The following is a 19,588-nucleotide window of genomic DNA, read 5'->3' as shown; positions in this document are numbered from 1 at the left end:
TTAGGCGTATCGGTTAACGATATCGCCGATTTTTGTATCGTTTGTGCCTTCTCCTACCGCGGCGAATTTCCACTCGCCGTCCTCGCGGTAGATTTCAGCCGCGATCAGGCTCGTTCTGCCTGAATAGTTATCTCTTAAATTGTACGTTACCAGTTCTTCGCGATTAGCCTGATCAACGACGCGGATGAACGCGTTTTGAATCATGCCGAAGTCCTGTTTTCGTCTGACGCAGTCGTAAATATTGACGACAAACACAAGTTTATTAATCTGAGCGGGCACTTTCGCCAAATCGATGAGAATTTGTTCATCATCGCCGTCGCCTTCACCCGTCAGATTGTCACCCGTATGTACGACACCGCCGCACCGGCTTTTCAGATTGCCGAAATAGATGACGTTTTTGCTGTCTGTCATTTTATCATTTTCAAGCATCAGTACGGAAGCGTCACAGTCGATATTGGCACCGCCTCCGCCGAACAGCTTTCCGAAAAAGCCGCCGGATGATACAGGGTCCCAGCCGAGTCCGACCAGCAGTTTTGACAGGCCGGCTTTTCCTTTTGTTAAATCAATCCGCTGTCCTTTTTGTAAAGAGATCGCCATATGATTCACTCCTATTCTGTAAGGGTGCCGCTAAGCACGCCGCAAGTGCGCATTTTTACTAAATTCCGGGACAAGAATCCCGGTGTTTATTAAGATATACGTCTTTTATTATATCAAAGTTTCATAAAACATAAGAATTTTTGGCGAAAAACGGCGAAAAATTACTTCCTATATTCTCCTTCGTTCCGGAGAGAATAGAGAAAACAAAGAAATTGACGGGGACTGAACATTTTTCCTATCCTTGTATCAATACATGTCAGGAAAGGGGCAGACGAGTGATTGATTTAAGCATACTTGATCAGGCGCCCGTATCCAAAGGAAACGGGCCGCACGAGACGCTCCGCCGTTCAGCGGAGCTCGCCCGCCTCAGCGAAGGTTGGGGCTATAAGCGGTACTGGTTTGCCGAGCATCACGGCACAAGAGGGCTCGCAAGCGTTTCGCCGGAAATTATGATCGCTCATACCGCCGCAGCCACAACATCCATCCGTGTCGGATCAGGCGGCGTGCTGCTGCCGCAGTACAGCCCCTATAAAGTCGCGGAAACTTTCCGTCAGCTTGAGGCGCTGCATCCGAACCGGATTGACCTTGGGGTCGGACGCTCACCGGGCGGCACGACGAAAATCCGGCTCGCCCTCACAGACGGGGTAAAGAAAAGTATGACCGAGTTCAACAGGCAGCTTCAGGATTTATCATCCTTTCTGACAGATTCGGTTCCCTCGGACCATGCTTATGCCGGAATAAAAACAGCGCCTTTGATTGAAACAGCCCCGCAGCTTTGGGTGCTCGGCCTCGGGGAAAACAGCGCCAGACGCGCCGCTCTTCAAGGTGCGGGCTATGTCTTCGGCCATTTCATTAATCCGGAACGCGGGGTAAAAGCCTTTCAGATCTATCGGGACCATTTCCGGGCCTCCGCCCATTTTTCCGCTCCGGCCTCACTCTGTGCCATTTTCGTCATATGCGCAGCTACGGATGAGAAAGCGGAAGAACTCGCCTTAAGCCAGGATTTATGGCTTCTTCGTGTCGGAAAAGGCGCCGACAGCCGCGTGCCGAGTGTGGAAGAAGCGAAGGCTTATCCGTATTCGCCGGAGGACCGTAAACAGATTGCAGAAAATAGGAAGCGGATGGTGATCGGCTCTGCTGCCGCAGTGAAACGCCGTCTGCTTGAACTTTCCGAACGTTATCAGACAAAAGAGATGATGGTGCTGTGCAACGTCTTTGATTTCGAAGCAAAAAAAGAGTCATATGAGCGTCTTGCTGATATATTTCTGTAAAAAAAGCCGTCAAACGGCGCAGCAGATGAGACTGCTGCACCGCTTAACGGCGGTTTTTTCGTTCTTTTCCTTTTTTAAACGCATTCCAAATCCCCTGCAGCATAAAGCCGAGCAGAAGCAGAATGATTAACAGTAAAGTGATTGACGGCCCCGGAGGCGTCCCGAGCTGGTATGAAGACGTCAGCCCCGTGAACACACTGAACAGAGATATGGCAATGGCGGCCGTAAACACCCATTTAAATCCTTTGGCGATACGGATCGCAAAAGCCGCGGGCAATACGAGGAGCGCGGAAACAAGCAGCACGCCGATAATCGGAATAATGACCGAAATCGCAAGCCCCGTCACGATGCTGAAAGACATTGACAGAAGATTAGTGTTAATGCCGGATGTCTTCGCCGTCGCTTCATCAAAGGTAAGCAGATAGAGCGGTCTGTTTAAAATAATGAAATAAAGCAGGATCAGCAGGGTAATTCCGCCGATAATATAGACTTGCTGCTGGCTGACCGTCACAAGCGATCCAAATAAATATTGATCGATGCTCATCGACGCGCCGCCTTTTGACAGGCTGATCAGAAACATCGCAAACGACAGCCCGGCCGCCATTAAGATTGCGATGGATACCTCTGAATATGTACGGTATGCCCGCCGCATATATTCGATGCCGATCGCTCCGATCGTGACGACAACGATGCTCGCCGCCGTAATATTGGTACTGAGAAAAAAACCGATGGCCACGCCCGACAATGAAATATGAGACAGCGTATCCGCCATCAGCGCCTGTCTTCTCAGCACGAGATATACGCCTAATATCGGCGCCATAATTCCGATCATGCTTCCCGCTAGAAAAGCTCGTCGCATGAATTCCAAGTCAAACATTTCCATCCGCCTTTTTCCCCCCTCTCAAGCCGTATGACTTTATCCAAATACTGCTGTACTTCGTTTTGTTCGTGTGTCACCATGACGACAGTGCGGTTGTGATTTTTCACCTGATGGTGCATAAATTCGTAGAAACCCTGTCTGCTTTCATAATCAACCGCGGTTGTCGGTTCATCAAGCATCAGCAGATCCGGATTGCTTGCAAGCATTCTCGCAATGCAGATTTTCTGCTTCTGTCCGCCGGATAAATCGCCGATTTTCCGGTGGCGGAAATCCCACATTTCCACCATCTTCAGCGCGTTTTCCACCTCGTGGTGATCCGTTTCGTTCAATCGTTTAAACCATTTTCCTTTCGTATAACGGCCTGATTGCACAAGCTCCAGAACCGTGCTTGGGAATCCTGCGTTAAATGAAGAAATCTGTTGCGGAACATAGCCGATTGTCAGGCGTTTTCCGGCTGCGTTTTTTTTACTGATCTCGGCCGTTCCTTCCCAAGGTCTGAGCATGCCGAGCATGACTTTCATGAGCGTCGATTTTGACGCGCCGTTCGGTCCTGTAATGCCGACGAATTCGCCGCTTTTGATTTCCAGCGACACACCGTCAAGCACGGGTGTATGCGAATAACCAAAAACGATATCCTGTAATGTAACGAGATTCATGCTGACCTTCCTTTCCCGCATAGAAATAGTGTGCACCCCGCGGCGCACACTATGTTATTTAACCAATAGCGAATCTTTCAGTGCATCAAGGTTTTTCTCCATAATGTCGATATAACCGATGCCTTTATCCCGTTCTTTTTGGCTTAAACCTTCCAGTGTATTGAGCACTTCCGTTTTCGCGCCGATTTCACCGGCAAGTGTATCTGCAACTTTAGGCGATGCAACTTCTTCAAAGTAGATGATCTTCACATCATGCTTTTTGGCAAACGTTTTGAGATCCGCCAGTTTGGCCGCACTCGGCTCTTCTTCAGGAGAAAGGCCTGCAATCGCGACTTGTTTTAAGCCGTATTCTTTGGCGAGATAGCTGAATGCTGCGTGCTGTGTGATCAATTCTTTTTTCGACGCTTTATTTAATGTTGTACGGTATAGTTTATCAAGATCCTGCAGTTTTGCAATATATTCTTTACTATTTTTCTCATAGTATGCTTTATTCTTCGGGTCCTGTTTTACGATCTGCGCCGTAATGGTTTTGACCTCTTTTTGCGCAAGAACCGGGCTGAGCCACACGTGAGGGTCCATGCTGCGGCTGTGGTCATGACCGCCGTGTCCATGTTCCTCTTCCTCTTCATCCGAACCTTCGAGCAAGTCAATTCCTTTCGACGCCTTTACAAACTTCGCATGATCAGAGCTCATGCTTTTTTCCGCTGAAGGAACCCATGTCTCCATATATTCGCTGTTGTATACGAAAAGATCGGCGTTTTGAATGCCGGCGATATCCTTCGGCGTCGGCTCCCAATCATGGGGTTCGACCGAAGACGGGATGAGAATGTCTACATCGCCTTTGTCTTTGACAATTTGTTTCGTGAATTCGTACATAGGATAAAAGGTCGTCACGACGTGCAGTTTGCCGCTTTTCGAAGAACCTGACGAACCTTTCGAAGATGAATTGCCGCAGCCCGCCGCAATTAAAAAGCATGCCGCAATGACAATGATTCCGCTCCATTTTTTAAACAAGCCGTTTCCCCCTGTTCTGTAAATCAGAATGATGACGATTTCCAAAGCGTACTTTCTCGTTCATTTGTTACCTATACCATAATAAAACGAAGTAATTACGTTTTGCAAGAAATTTTTTTCTAAATTGATAACCGATTTACCTAAAAAGCCCCGCCATGTATGGACGGGGGCGTCGTATCACATATCAGGCAAGCAGATAAACTCTTGTTTCATAAGGGCGGAATGTGATGCGGGATTCCGCACCGCCGTTATTTTCATAGTTGCTGAGAAGCAGCTTGGCCCTTTCAGATCCGGAGCCGTCCGGCCAATAAAAGGCGGCTTCTTCTTTCGATACGTTGCTGATGGACATGAGTTTTTGTCCGTTTGCCTGTCTTTCATACACAAACAGCTGCGGGTCATCAGGAAACAGCAGCGTGTAGCTGCCTTTTATGATATCAGCATACTGTTTTCGCAGGCGGATCAGTTTTTTGTAAAAGTTCAATATAGAATCGGGATCATCCTGAGCCTCGGCCGCATTGACGGTTTTGTAATTGGGATTGACCTTCAGCCACGGTTCGCCCTCCGTAAATCCGGCATTCTTGCTGCCGTCCCACTGCATCGGTGTACGGGCATGATCGCGGCTTTTCGCCATAATGGACGCCATGACTTCTTCTCTGTCACGGCCCATTTCAAATACCCTTTTATGATACATATTGACGGTCTGAATATCTTGATAATCCTCTATTCTGTCAAACGGAGCGTTTGTCATGCCGATTTCTTCCCCCTGGTAAATGTACGGCGTGCCTTTCATGAAATAAAGCAGGGCGGCAAGCATTTTGGCGGATGCTTTGCGGTATGTGCCTTCGTCTCCGAAACGGGATACGATCCGGGGCTGGTCATGATTGCACCAATACAGCGTATTCCAGCCTTGATGTTCCAGTTTTTCCTGCCAGTCTGTGAGCACTTTCTTCAAATCGGCCAGCTCAAGCGGTTTTACATCCCAATGCTCTTGGCCCGGCTTTTGATCAAGCTCCATATGCTGAAAATGAAAAATCATATTCAGTTCATGCTCATCGGTTCCCGTGTAGACCAGTCCTTCCTCAGGCGTCACTGATCCGGCCTCGCCGACCGACATCACGTCATATTTGGAAAATACCTCTTTCGTCATTTCTTTTAAGTAATCATGTATCCGTGCTCCGTTTGGCCGGAAAGGCTTCGGGTCGGCCCGGCGGGCGATGTAATCTTCATATGGCGGCAAGTATTCTTTTTTTGACAGAAGATGAAGCTGGTCTATTCGCAATCCGTCCACGCCTTTATCGAGCCAAAATCTCATCATCTCGTATACTGATTGCCGAACCTCGGGATTTTCCCAATTCAGATCGGCTTGTTTGACGGCGTTCATATGCAGGTAATATTCGCCCGTATGTTCTTCGTACTGCCAGACGGATTGTCCGTAATCCGACACCCAATCGGTCGGCGGGCCGTCCGCGGTGCCCGGCCGCCAAATATAATAATCGCGGTATTTGCTGTCCGGATTCATTTCCGCCTCTTTGAACCAAGGATGCTCCGTGGAGGTATGATTTAAGACGAAGTCCATCACAAGCTTTAATCCGCGGCTGCGGCATTCTGCAAGCAGACCGTGAAAGTCTTCCATCGTTCCGTATGATTCCATAATCGCTTGATGATCCGTCACATCGTAGCCGTTATCGACGTTTGGAGACGGATAAATCGGGCAGATCCATATCACATCAGCGCCAAGTTCTTTTATATAATCGAGACGCGCGATAATCCCCCGCAGGTCGCCTATGCCGTCGCCGTTCGTATCTTGGAAGCTTCGCGGATAGATTTGATAGACAACGGCGTCTTTCCACCAGTCACTCGCCATCTTGCGGCCCTCCTGTTTTTTAGAGAACCATTTCCTTTATGACCCTTCTCTAAACAAAAAAGAGAAGGTTTCCCCTCCTCTTTTAACTTTCCAGCTGAGACGGATAAAGCGTCATGCCTCCGTCGACGAAAAGTGTCGTTCCGGTTACGTAACTCGCTTCTTCCGACACCATCCATGCGGCGGCCGCGGCGACTTCTTCCGGTTTTCCGAAGGCGTTCATCGGAATTTTTTTCAGCTGGGCCTGTTTATGTGTTTCATCTTCCAGATCCTTATTGGACTCTGTGGCGATCGTTCCGGGAGCGATGGCATTCACCCGGATGCCTTTGTCTGCGTAATTGAGCGCCATCGTTTCCGTCATCATTTTGATCCCGCCTTTGGATGCCGAGTACTGCACGTTTTCAGGACGCGGTATTTGCTGATGAACGCTCGATATGTTTAAGACCGTTCCTTTTTTGCCGCGCTCGAGCATATGTTTCAGTGCCGCTTTCGCCCCCAAAAAGGTGCCGGTCACGTTGACGTCGATGACCCTTTGCCAATCCTCCAGGCTCATTTCATGGGGCATCGCTTCGGCTCCGTTAAAGCCGGAATTGTTGACCATCACGTCCACGCCCCCGAAATGCTCCTGAGCGGCATTAAACAGCGCCTGAATCCCTTCTTCTGAGGATACATCGGCTTTTACGGTGACGGCTCTGCCTCCCGCTTTCTCAATGATGTCCGCCGCTTCTTCCGCTCCGGCGGAATCACCGAGGTAGTTCACTACCACATTCATCCGCTCCTTGCCGAAGCGTTCGGCAATGGCTTTTCCGATTCCTTTCGAAGAACCTGTTACGATCGCTGTTTTTCCCTGTAAATCCTGATACATTGTCTCATTTCCTCCCTGATGTTAATACAGAGCATGTACCCGGTTTTAATCGGCTGAAAACAAAAGGAATCATAAAAAGAACGATGAAACCGAAGCTCCCTCGTTCTTTTTTTCATTATGCGTAGTTGTTCATTTGCAGCCTTTTTTGCACGCCGACAAGCCTGCTGAAAAAATAAGATGCCGCTTTGTAGTTCTCCCGTTTATGAAAGAAATGAGCCGCGTCCTGAAGCAGTTCCTCTGTGTCAGCCAACAGCTCCTTTGATTCCAGGATGTCAAAATACTCTTTGAGCGAATCCTGTCCGCCTTCCCCCTGATAAAGCTCTTTAATCAGACGGAATTTCGTCATATAGATCTCATCTTCCCACTCCGCCGCGCTTCTCATGCCCCGCGCGCAGCTGGCGGCGGCTTCACTGTATTTTTCCGTTTTAAAGTAGATATGTGTGAGTGAAAAAACAGCCTGGATGACCTGCCGGAAGCTGTGTGCTTCAAATCCGGCAGCCGCCCGTTCAAAATCCTCCGCCGCCTTGCAAAAGTCACCCAGACTGTACATACAGTGCCCGATATTATAATAGGCCGCAGCAATCATATATTGATCATCAAGCCGCTCCGCGTGCTCCAAGGCGCATTCGAGGTATTCCAGCGCTTTTTTATGCTGCTGGGCGTCCATCAGATTTCCGGCAATGATAAATTTGCACTGCACCCTTCGCATTCCGTATAATTCATATTTCTTGTAAATATCAAGCGCCTGTCCCGCGTAATTCATCGAAAAGAAAGTCTGCTTGATATGATAGTACACCTCAGAAATTTTATACAGAAACTCGGCTTTCTCTATGTCATCTTCCACATATTCAAGCTTTTCCTCAGCCCGCTTATAATGAGAAATCGCTGAGATGAAGTTTTTCTGCTTAAATTCATACATTCCTCTGAAATAGTAAAAATAATATTCCAGTAAGCCGGTCAGCTTTTGCTGGTTCATCTCAATCTCAGTGAGCATTTCAGAGAACGGAGGCTGGCAGTCGCCGTCTTTCATGGGTTTTAATTTATCCAGCATGATGCGGTGCCTAAATTCCATCAATGAAAAATACAACAATAAATCCTGATTTTCTTCCATATCTTCGAGTTCATATTGAATCTCCCGCTTCAGCGCTTCAGCTTTATCGGCTTCAAACGCGCGGATCAGCTTATACCATTCATTCATCTTAACGGCCACTTCTTCAGATGGAATCTTGGATTTCATAGATTTGCCTCCTTCCTCCGGCTACTAATTATGTTATATTTTATCATAGCAAATTTATGGCAGTGAGCAAACAAAGATTTTAATCAATTAAAGAAAGAGAGAATTCACCATGAAACTACCAGTCAGAATTGCGCTGCTTTTGATCCTCTTCTTTTCCGCAGACCTATGTTTTTCCTATGTGCAGAAAGAACTGAGGCCGCAGACGGCATTACAAGATAGAGCCATTCCAAGCGCTCTTCATCCGCTCGTGAAACAGAATGCGGAGCTATTGCAGACGGCCGCTCTGAAAAAAGGCATCACCGTCGTTATCACAGAGGGTTTCAGATCAATTGAGGAACAAAACGAATTGTACCGTCAAGGACGTTCAAAAAAAGGAAATATCGTCACCTACGCAAAAGGCGGGGAATCTTACCACAATTACGGCCTTGCGATCGACTTCGCCCTGCAAAAAAAGGATGGAAGCCTGATGTGGGATATGACGTACGACGGAAACCGAAACGGCACGCCCGATTGGCTTGAGGTCGTATCGATTGCCAAAACGCTCGGTTTTGATTGGGGAGGCGATTGGAGAGGCTTTAAAGATTATCCTCATTTACAAATGATCCCTGGCTAATAAAACCTTTTCTTTTTTCGCTTTTGCGCATCAATGTACGGAGGATAGACAGGCCTGTACACAAGCTTATATCCTTCATTGCCGGACGGCGTAAAATCGCGCTGCCACTCCAGCCGCAGATGGAAATCGGATAAAAAAGCGGCCTTTGCTTCTTCGGGAGTAACGGCCGGCACCGGATTGATCTTCTCCAGCTGCTCCGGGTCAATGTCAGGCGCCATGTAAGCTTCCACAAGCCCCGTTACGGGACTGACAAGTATTCTCGCAGCGCCGAACCGCAGCGGAATATCCTGATGCCATACGGAAAAATGGAAGCGGAACCTGCCCCTTCCGTCCGTTTTCAGCGGGTTCATTTTAAAAAACTCGTCCGCTCTCGGATAAAGCTTGTATAAAAATTGAAGCGCGACGGTCTCACACTCTTCCGCAGAATAAAAGGCCGGGCCCTGATGCTCAATAAAAGATTTAAAGGCTGTCATTTTCCCTGTCTTTTTGTCCGTTTTCATCTTCATTGTATTTTTGTTGCTGGTTTCAAAATAGCTTTCGATACTCAAATCTTTCCGTTCCGGAACCGACCCTTTCCGCCATGTCGTTCCGATCTCATCCCCGAGATCGCGCCGGCGCGTCTGAACCATATCCGAGGTAAACCCCATTAATTCATCCAGGCTGATTTCCCGTTTATGTTCAAACGCGGGAAGCGGTTTTGCCGGCTCATTCCTGTCTTCGCAAAGCTGCTGATCCGGCACGATATCATCTTCACCGGCCGGATAGCTGTAAGCCGGCAGAATCGGTTCATAGACGAGACGCGGTATTTTCTCAAAATTGACCACATCATAGACGAGACTGAATGTCAGCACACTCATATAATGCGAGACGACTTTTTCCCGATCGACGAATGTTTCCGGGACGGGCGCTTCACCCTTATCCCCGTAATAGATAAACTGCACGACGAAGCCGCTCCTGGTTACATCAACGAAAAAACCTGAATCGGGAAGCGGCCGGCCGAGCACTTTTTTTGTATAGATAAATCGGATGCACCCATTGCGTTCTTCCCTCGCCTGAAAGATGAAATTCATAAAAGTAAGCGGGCGGTGTCTCGCCGCAAACCGAAGAGCCGTCAGCTTTAATTCGGCGTCTGACAGCTGCATGTCTGAACCCGGACAGTCGTTGCGTGAGTATGTAAGCAAAGATCCGTCGTCGCCCAGCTCAATCGTTACCGTTTTATCCGGATGGTTACGATCTTTCCATATATAATAGGCTCTCGTTTTTTGTTTTTCATCATAATCTTCTATTTCAAGCTCATAGTGCGGCGGTATATTCCCGATCTCCAGCGCTTTTTTTCTCAGATGTTCTTTCAGCAATGGGGTCATCCTTTCAGAAGAGTGTATAAAAAAGAACTGTTTTTAATTATATAAAAACGTCCTTATCCTTTTAAAGGGAAGAAAGTGCCTTTTATGTGTCTATTTTTAGCAAAGAGGGAAAAGAGCCGTATTCAGAGCGGTTGTTCCCCATACAAAAGTCACATTTCCCATGAAAGACCCGGGACGAACGCCCATGACCTTCAGCCTATTAAACTCGTGATCACTTCTCCCGTATGAGCCTCAATAAACCGCGGGAAAACCGGCTTATATACGAGCCTGTACACTTTTCCGCAGCTGCCGTCTTCGTAACAACGATCCCAAGCGAGCTCGGCTTTGATGGCCCGGCGGATCGCGTCCTTCGCCTCTTCCATTGTCAATGAAGGAACGGGATCGATTTCCTCGAGCTCTTTCGGATCAATTTCCGGCGGCATATATACAGTGACAAGACCCGTCTTTTTGCTGACACAGATTCTCCCCTCTCCGAATCGCAAATCAACGCCGCCCGAACAAGCCTTATATGTAAGTCCCACGTTTTCTCCTTCATCATCCGGCTCATCATATTGAACCCGGAAATACTGATCCGCTTCCGGAAACATGGCGAACAAAAAGCGGATGGCCATGTGATGGCATTCTTCCTCGGAAAACTCCGGTTCGCCTTCACTATGTATAAATGACATCACTCCGGCGAGCCGGCCCGATTCTTTATCATGCATTGTTTTCAATACATGTTCATTCCGCTCTTTTAACAGACTTTCTAAGCTTTTATCTTTCCGTACGGATTTTGTTTTTTCAGGATGCCAGGCAATGCCGATGCGGCCGTCCCCAAGATCGCTTTCCCTCTCTTTATAAAAACCGTCGTGCAGCCCGATCATGTCATTGATGCTCATCTTTTCCACTTCAGGTGCAGGGCATGAAATCGGGACATACGGCAGCGTGCCGTCTTCCAGCTCTTCATATTCGTCTATTTCTGCATTCTCTTCCTTCAGGTCAGCCGATATCGGCCGCGTCGGAGACACGATTTCATAGACGAGATGGGGCTTGTCATCCCCCTGCACATAGACGGACTGATGCAGTACGGTGAACAACAGCTCCGCTTCAATATGTTTGACAAAGTGAGCCAATGCTTCCCGCTTGTCCGCAATTGTTCCGGGTCTTAAGAGATTATCGGCCTTCCCATGGTAAGAAAAGCCGGTTACTTCCCCTGTCAAAGACAGGTCGACGTAAAACCCGGTCAGCGGAAGCGGCAGACCGTCAGCCATCTGAACATAGGAATATCTCACATCACCATCATTGGCGGAGCCGCTGTTTTCCAATTCGAACTCAGCCAATGCCCCCGGACGATGGGTTTCTAAAAACGCCCGCATCCGTTCTTCTATGTCCGATTCCGAAAGAGCCGGCAGATCAGTCCGGAAAGCCGGACGGGATAAGGATTTCAGTTTTCCGTCCCGGTCTAGTTCAACCATGATGCCGGCTTCCGGATCATTCTTATCTTCCCACCAAAACAAAACCTCATCTTCCTGGTATTCTTCCACATTACTCTCGTAGCGGGCAGGTACGTTTCCGATCCGGAGAGCCAGCTGTTTCAATTCTTCTTTTTTCATCATAACACTTCCTTTTCTTCCAAAAATATTGATGATTACCAAGACTCTTTTATACAAAACTAGTATAATTAACCTGTCTGTCTTCATGACTATTAAATTAATCATTATAACAACAGGGGGTAAACCAGATGTCCATCAAAAAAATGAGCGCCGTGTTTTTCATACTGCTTCTCACGGCATTTACCGCCGCATGCAGCAGCGAAACGAGCGGCGGCCAGGAAAGCAGCACGGCGAAAGTGAAAATAAAAGAGACGGCATGGGCCGCTTCAGACGATACTGAACATCCGGCCGCGCTGAAAGTAACGGTCACCGTCAAAAATACGGGCAAAGACCCGCTTACCGTCAAAAGCAGCGACTTCTCGCTTTATCAGGATGACGCGAAAACAGCGGCGGCCGATAAGGATGACCAGATGCAGAGCGGCACGCTTCATGCGGGCAAGACAGTGACGGGCAATCTGTACTTCACGGCTGACGAAGGCAAATCATATGAATTGGTATATCAGCCGCAGGCAAAAGACGCGAAGCCTTTATCTTATAAACTGAAAGTCAAAGGCACAGCCTCAAACGCAAAACCTGACCCGGCGGACGCATTATCCGCATACATTGATGTGATGCTGTACGGCAAGCACAATAAAGATTTCACCCGCCTGACCGGTGTAAATGAAAAAATGACGGCCGCCGCATATCAGGAATCGGCGAAAGCCAGCTTTATCGCTTCTGCAGGCATTTCACAAGAACAGGCGGATTCAAAAGCCATTTCCGCTATTATTGACGCCATGTCATCAGCGCTTCGGGATAACACAGAGCTCAAGGTGCATACCAAATCCATGTCAGGCAAAAAAGCCGTCCTTGAAGCAAAAGTGACGCCGCTTGATATGTCTCCGCTTGCGGGCCAGCTGCAAGACCGCGTGCAAGACTATGCCGGAAAGCACCCCGATGCTGATGAAAACGAAATTGTCAGCCACCTGCTTTCTGTCTATCCGGAAGAGTTTATGCGCCTGAAACCGGCTTCTTCTTCCGTAACAAGAGAAATCGAGATGAAGAAAAACGCCCGCGGCCAGTGGTATCTGGATACAGACGCGGATCTGGAAGGATTGACAGAAGCGTTTTTGAAAACGTCCTGACAGCAAGAAAGGAAATAGCGCAGGCTATTTCCTTTTTTTATTTTCACTTGAAGATGTCACTGATATATTGAACCTCATCCTCGGTCAACTGCACATCAAGCGCGCCCAGATTGTGTTTCAGCTGGCTGGGGCGTTTGGCTCCGGGAATGATCGCATCCACCGCCGGCTGCGACAGAAGCCACGCGAGTGCGATATGCGCTGTCTGCGCCCCTTTTTCTTCCGCAACGGACCGAAGCTTATCCACTCGCTCCAGGTTTTGGTGAAAAGCTTCTCCCTGAAACGGCGGCCTGTTCTTTCGGCTGTCCTCAAAGACTGTGTCTTTTGTAAACTTTCCCGTCAGCAAGCCGGAAGCAAGCGGAAAATAAGGAATAAAAGAAATGCCGTTCTTTTCACAATAAGGCAGCAGATCATGCTCCGCCTCACGCTGAATCAGTGAATATTCCGATTGAAAAACCTCTAAATAACCGTCGGCGTTAAACTCCTGCAATTGCCGGAAGCTGAGATTGGACGCGCCGATTGCTCTGATTTTCCCTTCGTCCTTCAGTTCTTTTAGCGTGCCCGCCACTTCGGAGAGCGGTGTTTTGCCGTCAGGGAAGTGGACGTAATACAAATCAATTACGTCTGTTTTCAGCCGCTTCAGGCTGTTTTCCGCCTCACTACGGAGAAATTCACGGCTGTTGTCCAGCTCGATTTGTCCGTTGACCTCTTTGTGCGCGCCTTTTGACGCAATCACGAGGCTGTCCCGCACGCCGCGCTCTGCGACAACTTCACCGATTAACTCTTCGGAACGCCCCAAACCGTATATAAACGCCGTATCAATAAAATTGACGCCGCCGTCCAACGCTGTGCGGATGAGTTCTTTTCCCGTTTCATCATTAAGATTCGGAAACAGATTATGTCCTCCGACCGCATTAGCGCCAAAGCCGATACGCTTTACCCGTAAATCCGTCCTGCCCAGCGTACGTGTCTCATCCATGGCTCAGGCTCCCTTCCTTTTATCGCTCTGTTTAGTATTAGATAACCGGTAAGAATTATCCTGCCCCGAGAGCATTTCTGCAGAAAAAACCTTGAAAAGCATGTGCCCTTCAAGGTTTTTTGGCTGTGTATTAAGATGTCAGAGCTGCGGCGAAGCGTTCGGCTTCATCTGTGAGAGCACCCTCGATTTCCTTATAGCGGCTGGAAATCGTTGAGGCGCTGACGCCGTACTTCTTCGCCAGCTTAGCTTGAGAAACGGACGCGCCGTTCAGAGAAATACTGTTTACGTAATATTCGACCGCCGCCGCGAAAGCTTCCGGCTTTCTGATCGTCGGTGCTTTTTTGACACAGAACGTTTTCCACAGGTCAATAACGGCCGGAACCAGCTCAGCCGGGTATTCATCCCCGCTCAGGCCTTTTTCAATGGCGTCCGCCGTTTCCTTCTCCATGTCGTTCGCCCACTCCGTCTGTTTTTCTTCAGCAGCCTGCTCAGGCTCTTCCGCCGTTCCTAAAAGAGCGGCCAGCACAGTGTCGAAGTCTTCCTGCATAAAGCGCTCAGGCGATTTTCCTTCCGCAAGGGCCGGGGCAGCCGCCTTTTTCACTTTGCTGATTAGAGCTTCGGTCCGCTTCACAGGGAAGATCGTAAACTGCATGAAGAACTCCGCTTTTTCCGCTTCGTGGATCGGATAGCCGAGAATCAGGCTTCCCGCCGGCGGAAGATCCTGCTGGCTGACGTCCATTTCCACTTTGAATTGTTTCTTTGTCATCACATCTTCAAAGTGAATCATTCCTTCTTTCACATCTTCAAGCACCATAACCGCTGGTGTCATGCTTTTCCATGATTCAACGATTTCCCGTGTTTTCGGACGGTTGATGCCGCCGGCTTTTTTCTGAAGATATTCTTCAAAAATCGTCTTGCCGCCTGCCAGCGGACGGAAGAAAATTCCCCAGATGCCGAGGTTGAAGACTCCGATGTCTTTAGTCTGTCTGTCCAGCTCCGTAATGAACTCATGCTGGTTAATAAATGATGATATGCCGTCTCTATGTGCTGTAAAGGCGTACTCCATTAAGCTTTCCTGAATCTGTTTCGCTTCTTTTGCCGCGATGTCTGCCGGAATGGCAGCTTCTTTGCTTCCGCAGCATTTTTTATATTTCTTCCCGCTGCCGCATGGGCAAGGGGCATTTCTTTTCACTTTTCCCACAATAAACCCTCCGAATTCTGATATAACTTTATTATTTTAACAAAAATAACTTCAGAGGGCTTGGTTTACGGCGAAAAAAGAATATGGAAGAAAAAAAGACCCCGGGATATTCTCATTCTCCGGGGCTTTGAAACTGTTAATTTGTATTTTGTCCGCCGCCATTCAGACCTTCTTTAATCAGCCCGTTTACTTGGCTGTTCATCAAAAGTCCGATGTGTCCGACACCGTGAATCTGCACGTTTTTCCCGCCGATCAGTCGTGACAGCGGGTTCAGGACGATCAAGTCCGCTGAGCTGTAAATCGATGTATATAAAATCTTTTGGTTCGGATCAGTCCCCGGAAGCGCCCGGTTGGTCACAAGGCCGTTCGCTCCGCCGAGTGTGACGACGTTTGCGATTTTGTCTCCGCCGTCAAGATTTTTAATGTAATAGAGCGTGTTGGCGCCGCCCATGCTGTGCGCGACGATATCGACTTTTTTCGCACCTGTTTCGCTGAGCACTTTTTTCACGTAATTGGACAGTCTCGGCGCATTGTGTCTGTTGTTTCCGGTTTTGTCTAAGAAATCAATGGCGTACATCTCTTTTCTTGACCAGCCTTGGGATGCCAAATATGTTTTGATTCCCGCGAAGTTAAAGGACGCCCCGCCGATTCCGTGGACCATGACAACAGGGTTATGCCCTGAGGAGGCTTTCGATACGGTCGGCTGGAAGGCAAATACGGAAATGACGGACAGCATGCAAACTGTAAGAATCGCTAGGATTTTGCTTTTGATTTGTTTCATGAACTTTCCTCCTGCTATGTAATATTTTTGCAATTTTCATTCTATTAGAGAAGGAAAGGAAAAAATAGTGTATTTTTTACTGTTTTCAACAATTGAAAAAGAGGCGAAAAAATGAGAAAGACGCCCCTTTCCCGAAAGCACGCTTATGCTTTAATACGTCATACCGAAAAAGGAGAGAACACCCGGTTCTCTTCTCCTAGTACTCATTGAAATAGGTTTGAATCCGCTTAGGATCATGCGTTTTTGTCAGCGCGAGCATGAGCAGAATCCGCGCTTTTTGAGGGTTGAGAGAGTTTGAAGCTGTCAAATGGTCTTTTTCATACTCTCGATTAGGTGTTACCGTTCCGTTTCCCGTCCTTGTGGAACGGACGACCGCCAGCCCGCTTTTGACCGACTTTACAGCGCCTTTTAGCGCCGCATCAGACATTGAGCCGTTTCCCGGGCCTGCAAAAATAATGCCTTGCGCCCCTGATTTTGCGGCGGCTTCAAAGAGATAGCTTCCGTCATTTTGATAGCCGTATATAATATCGACCTGCGGCAGTTTATCAAGTTTATCTATCTGGAAATCTGTATCCTTCGTATGCTTTCGGGTGATGATGTTATTAAAATAGACGTCATCGGCAATTGTTCCGATATAACCCATTTCTTCCGATTTGAAAGTGTCGATCGCGGTTGTATTGGTTTTTGTCACATAACGCGCCGAAGCGATTCTGTCATTTAATACGACAAGCGTCCCCTTGCCTTTCGCCTCAGGCGCAGCCGCTGTTTTTACCGCGTTATATAAGTTGGACGGCCCGTCCGCTCCGATCGCCGTGGACGGCCGCATTGACCCGGCGACAACAACGGGCTTGTCACTTTTGACCGTCAGATTGAGAAAGTAGGCGGTTTCCTCAAGTGTGTCTGTTCCATGTGTAATGACAATGCCGTCTGTATCATCAGACTTGAGCAGCTTGTTTACCCGTTTTGCAAGTTTCAGCAGTGTCTCGTTATTCATATTCTGGCTGCCGATATTCACAACCTGTTCTCCGCTCACATGCGCGACCTCTTTTATCTCCGGAACGGCCTGAATCAGGGCATCAACTCCGATTGCCCCCGCCCTGTACTCCGTAGCGGACGTCTTCGAAGGAGCAGCGCCTGCAATTGTGCCGCCGGTGGCAAGAATTTTAATATTCGGAAGTCCGTCTTTTTTCGCAGAGGCTGCGGCTGCCATCTGGGGCGGTGTTTCTTTCGTTTGAGGAGATTGGGAGCAGCCGGCCGCGATGAAGAGCAGAGCCGTGATAAATGTAATGAAGGGCATGAATTGTTTTTTCATTCTTTTCTCTCCTTTTCTTTATTTATGAAGATTTTCCTCTCACCGGTCAACGCGCTTGTCAGGCAACCTTCCGAAGAAAATAACCGTTAAAAATTCTTGACACCGTCATGCGAAATCCAGATAATAGACCAGTCACTATATTTTAAATTTGTCACAAATCAGTAAGGTGGGAACATTATGAGCTATGGAGATTCTCGTGAAAAAATCCTCGCCGCGGCAACCAGGCTGTTTCAGCTTCAGGGGTATTACGGCACGGGACTGAATCAGATTATTAAAGAAAGCGGTGCGCCGAAAGGTTCTCTTTACTATCATTTTCCGGACGGCAAAGAGCAGCTCGCCATTGAGGCTGTCAATGAAATGAGCCATTATATCCGTATGAAAATAAAAGAAAGCCTTGATGCCTATCCTGATCCTGCGGAAAGCATTCAAGCGTTTTTACAGGACTTATCAAGCCAATTCACATGTCCGGAGAATTTTGAAGGGTTTCCTGTCGGTTTACTGGCTGCCGAGACTGCTTTAAAGAGCGAAAAGCTCCGGCAGGCCTGTCAAAGCGCTTATCAGGAATGGGAGAATCTGTTCGCGGGCAAATTAAGATCAGCTGGTTTTTCTGATGAGAAAGCGGCGGAAATCAGCACTGTTTTAAATGCCATGATAGAAGGCGGCATCATTGTGTCCTTAGCCAAAAAAGACAAAATGCCGATCCTCCATATTTCTAAACAAATCCCCAACCTGCTGAAGACATAAAATACGAGAGACATGTACGTATAGAAAGAGAGGAGAATGATTTTGGAAAACGCTCAGCCTTCCAAACAATATAAAGTCATGCCGATCATGATTTCTTTGCTGACGGCAGGGTTTATCGGCATGTTCAGTGAAACGGCGCTGAATATCGCCCTGACTGATCTGATGAAGGAGCTACATATCACTCCTGCGACCGTCCAGTGGCTGACGACGGGCTATCTGCTCGTTCTCGGTATTCTTGTCCCGGTATCAGGTCTGCTTTTGCAATGGTTTACGACGAGACAGCTGTTTATCGTTTCACTCGCTTTTTCCATTATCGGCACGCTGATTGCAGCGCTTGCGCCGAGCTTTCCGTTTCTTTTGGCGGCAAGAATCGTGCAGGCTTTAGGAACCGGGCTGCTGCTGCCGCTGATGTTTAATACAATCCTCGTCATCTTCCCGCCGCATAAGCGCGGAGCGGCGATGGGGACGATCGGGCTTGTCATCATGTTCGCTCCTGCGATCGGTCCGACATTTTCAGGGCTTGTGTTAGAGCATTTGAACTGGCATTGGATTTTCTGGATTTCCCTGCCGTTTCTTGTGTTGGCTCTTTTATTCGGCATCGCCTACATGCAGAACGTGTCTGACATTACAAAACCGAAAATTGACGTGCTTTCCATTATTCTGTCTACGATCGGGTTCGGCGGCATCGTATTCGGATTCAGCAATGCGGGCGAAGGATCAGACGGCTGGTCAAGCCCGACGGTTATCGGTTCGCTCACTGTCGGCGCGATCGCGCTCATCTTATTTTCCATCAGGCAGCTGACAATGAAGCAGCCGATGATGAATCTGCGCGCTTTCCGCTATCCGATGTTTGTTCTCGGTGTCGTGATTGTGTTTATCTGTATGATGGTTATCTTATCGACAATGCTCCTATTGCCTATGTATTTACAAAGCGGACTGATGCTGACGGCGTTTACGTCCGGGCTCATCCTGCTGCCGGGCGGTATTTTAAACGGCTTTATGTCTCCGGTGACGGGGCGTCTGTTTGATAAATACGGGCCGAAGTGGCTTGTCATTCCCGGGTTTGTCATCACGGCAACTGTGCTTTCGTTTTTCTCAAACATTAACGGCGCTTCTACGGCGCTTCTGATTGTCGCGCTTCATACATGCCTGATGATCGGCATTTCCATGATCATGATGCCGGCGCAAACGAACGGCTTAAATCAGCTGCCGCCGGAATTTTATCCGGACGGAACAGCCATTATGAATACGCTCCAGCAGATGGCCGGCGCAATCGGCACTGCGGTGGCGGTCAGCATCATGGCTGCCGGCCAGAAGAATTATATGAGCACCGCGAAAAACCCGAATGATCCTTCCGCATACTCTCACGCGCTGATTGCGGGCGTCCAGCACGCCTTTATCTTCGCGATGATTGTCGCCGTTATCGGCTTGATCAGCGCTTTCTTTATGAAACGGGTCAAAGTGAATCATTCATAAGAAAACAGCAGGCTCCCCGTGAGT

General features: G+C 48.4%; 18 protein-coding genes. 5 read left to right on the top strand and 13 right to left on the bottom strand.

Annotated elements, in window-relative coordinates; all coding sequences use genetic code 11:
* Positions 1–597 carry a TerD family protein gene (locus tag ACWJJS_RS15875; protein ID WP_003156649.1) on the bottom strand — a complete coding sequence of 199 codons (597 nt, stop codon included), beginning with the start codon at positions 595–597 and terminating at the stop codon, positions 1–3.
* Between the two features lie 275 nt (positions 598–872).
* On the opposite strand from ACWJJS_RS15875, the gene ACWJJS_RS15870 reads away from it, so the two are divergent.
* The gene (locus ACWJJS_RS15870; RefSeq protein ID WP_454023697.1) at positions 873–1,868 is read left to right on the top strand and encodes an LLM class flavin-dependent oxidoreductase; all 996 of its coding nucleotides are present in this window, start codon (positions 873–875) and stop codon (positions 1,866–1,868) included.
* 43 nt (positions 1,869–1,911) lie between these two features.
* Here ACWJJS_RS15870 and ACWJJS_RS15865 read toward each other — a convergent pair whose 3' ends face one another.
* From ACWJJS_RS15865 to ACWJJS_RS15840, 6 genes are all read right to left on the bottom strand, one after another.
* Positions 1,912–2,751 carry a metal ABC transporter permease gene (locus ACWJJS_RS15865; protein ID WP_102421777.1) on the bottom strand — a complete coding sequence of 280 codons (840 nt, stop codon included), beginning with the start codon at positions 2,749–2,751 and terminating at the stop codon, positions 1,912–1,914.
* Complete coding sequence (locus ACWJJS_RS15860; protein WP_003156655.1) at positions 2,709–3,404, bottom strand: metal ABC transporter ATP-binding protein; 696 nt, start codon at positions 3,402–3,404, stop codon at positions 2,709–2,711. The genes ACWJJS_RS15865 and ACWJJS_RS15860 overlap by 43 nt, the downstream gene beginning before the upstream one ends.
* Positions 3,405–3,458: 54 nt before the next feature.
* Positions 3,459–4,418: a metal ABC transporter substrate-binding protein gene (locus ACWJJS_RS15855; RefSeq protein WP_003156656.1), complete on the bottom strand. Its 960-nt coding sequence runs from the start codon at positions 4,416–4,418 to the stop codon at positions 3,459–3,461.
* Positions 4,419–4,602: 184 nt separating this feature from the next.
* Positions 4,603–6,282 (bottom strand): glycoside hydrolase family 13 protein, encoded by a 1,680-nt coding sequence (locus ACWJJS_RS15850; protein WP_454023696.1) that lies wholly within the window; start codon positions 6,280–6,282, stop codon positions 4,603–4,605.
* 82 nt (positions 6,283–6,364) lie between these two features.
* Positions 6,365–7,144 (bottom strand): glucose 1-dehydrogenase, encoded by a 780-nt coding sequence (locus ACWJJS_RS15845; protein WP_003156659.1) that lies wholly within the window; start codon positions 7,142–7,144, stop codon positions 6,365–6,367.
* Between the two features lie 115 nt (positions 7,145–7,259).
* On the bottom strand, positions 7,260–8,381 hold the full coding sequence (locus tag ACWJJS_RS15840; protein ID WP_003156660.1) for a response regulator aspartate phosphatase: 1,122 nt from the start codon (positions 8,379–8,381) through the stop codon (positions 7,260–7,262).
* A 109-nt stretch (positions 8,382–8,490) separates the two neighbouring features.
* Here ACWJJS_RS15840 and ACWJJS_RS15835 point away from each other — a divergent pair, with 109 nt between their 5' ends.
* Positions 8,491–8,994 (top strand): M15 family metallopeptidase, encoded by a 504-nt coding sequence (locus ACWJJS_RS15835; RefSeq protein ID WP_077721755.1) that lies wholly within the window; start codon positions 8,491–8,493, stop codon positions 8,992–8,994.
* On the opposite strand, the gene ACWJJS_RS15830 is transcribed toward ACWJJS_RS15835, so the two are convergent.
* Positions 8,991–10,349: a YcdB/YcdC domain-containing protein gene (locus ACWJJS_RS15830; protein WP_077721754.1), complete on the bottom strand. Its 1,359-nt coding sequence runs from the start codon at positions 10,347–10,349 to the stop codon at positions 8,991–8,993. The genes ACWJJS_RS15835 and ACWJJS_RS15830 overlap by 4 nt on opposite strands.
* A 200-nt stretch (positions 10,350–10,549) precedes the next feature.
* Positions 10,550–11,950: a YcdB/YcdC domain-containing protein gene (locus ACWJJS_RS15825; RefSeq protein WP_176283097.1), complete on the bottom strand. Its 1,401-nt coding sequence runs from the start codon at positions 11,948–11,950 to the stop codon at positions 10,550–10,552.
* A 128-nt stretch (positions 11,951–12,078) separates the two neighbouring features.
* Between ACWJJS_RS15825 and ACWJJS_RS15820 the strand changes: the two genes are divergently transcribed.
* Entirely contained in the window at positions 12,079–13,074 is a 996-nt protein-coding gene (locus ACWJJS_RS15820) for a DUF5105 domain-containing protein (RefSeq protein ID WP_014304282.1), read from the top strand.
* Positions 13,075–13,117: 43 nt separating this feature from the next.
* Here ACWJJS_RS15820 and ACWJJS_RS15815 read toward each other — a convergent pair whose 3' ends face one another.
* The 4 genes from ACWJJS_RS15815 to ACWJJS_RS15800 all read right to left on the bottom strand — a co-directional run bounded on the left by ACWJJS_RS15815 (position 13,118) and on the right by ACWJJS_RS15800 (position 17,344).
* Positions 13,118–14,050, bottom strand: coding sequence for an aldo/keto reductase (locus tag ACWJJS_RS15815; protein ID WP_070081327.1), 933 nt, complete (start codon positions 14,048–14,050; stop codon positions 13,118–13,120).
* Positions 14,051–14,180: 130 nt separating this feature from the next.
* Positions 14,181–15,251, bottom strand: a complete 1,071-nt coding sequence (locus ACWJJS_RS15810) for a helix-turn-helix domain-containing protein (RefSeq protein ID WP_070081326.1) — start codon at positions 15,249–15,251, stop codon at positions 14,181–14,183.
* Positions 15,252–15,387: 136 nt separating this feature from the next.
* The gene (locus ACWJJS_RS15805) at positions 15,388–16,032 is read right to left on the bottom strand and encodes an esterase/lipase family protein (RefSeq protein WP_070081325.1); all 645 of its coding nucleotides are present in this window, start codon (positions 16,030–16,032) and stop codon (positions 15,388–15,390) included.
* A 196-nt stretch (positions 16,033–16,228) separates the two neighbouring features.
* A complete protein-coding gene (locus ACWJJS_RS15800; RefSeq protein WP_436335376.1) occupies positions 16,229–17,344 on the bottom strand; it encodes a type II asparaginase in 1,116 nt (371 codons plus the stop codon).
* A 177-nt stretch (positions 17,345–17,521) separates the two neighbouring features.
* On the opposite strand from ACWJJS_RS15800, the gene ACWJJS_RS15795 reads away from it, so the two are divergent.
* Both ACWJJS_RS15795 and lmr(B) read left to right on the top strand, forming a co-directional pair.
* Positions 17,522–18,088 carry a TetR/AcrR family transcriptional regulator gene (locus ACWJJS_RS15795; protein WP_070081323.1) on the top strand — a complete coding sequence of 189 codons (567 nt, stop codon included), beginning with the start codon at positions 17,522–17,524 and terminating at the stop codon, positions 18,086–18,088.
* Positions 18,089–18,124: 36 nt separating this feature from the next.
* Complete coding sequence (gene lmr(B) / locus ACWJJS_RS15790) at positions 18,125–19,564, top strand: lincomycin efflux MFS transporter Lmr(B) (protein ID WP_007609218.1); 1,440 nt, start codon at positions 18,125–18,127, stop codon at positions 19,562–19,564.
* Positions 19,565–19,588: the final 24 nt, after the last annotated feature.

The sequence above is a fragment of the Bacillus sp. JK106 genome, assembly GCF_053663355.1.
Note: the sequence above shows the minus strand (reverse complement) of the source record. Positions and strands in the feature narration are given on the sequence as shown.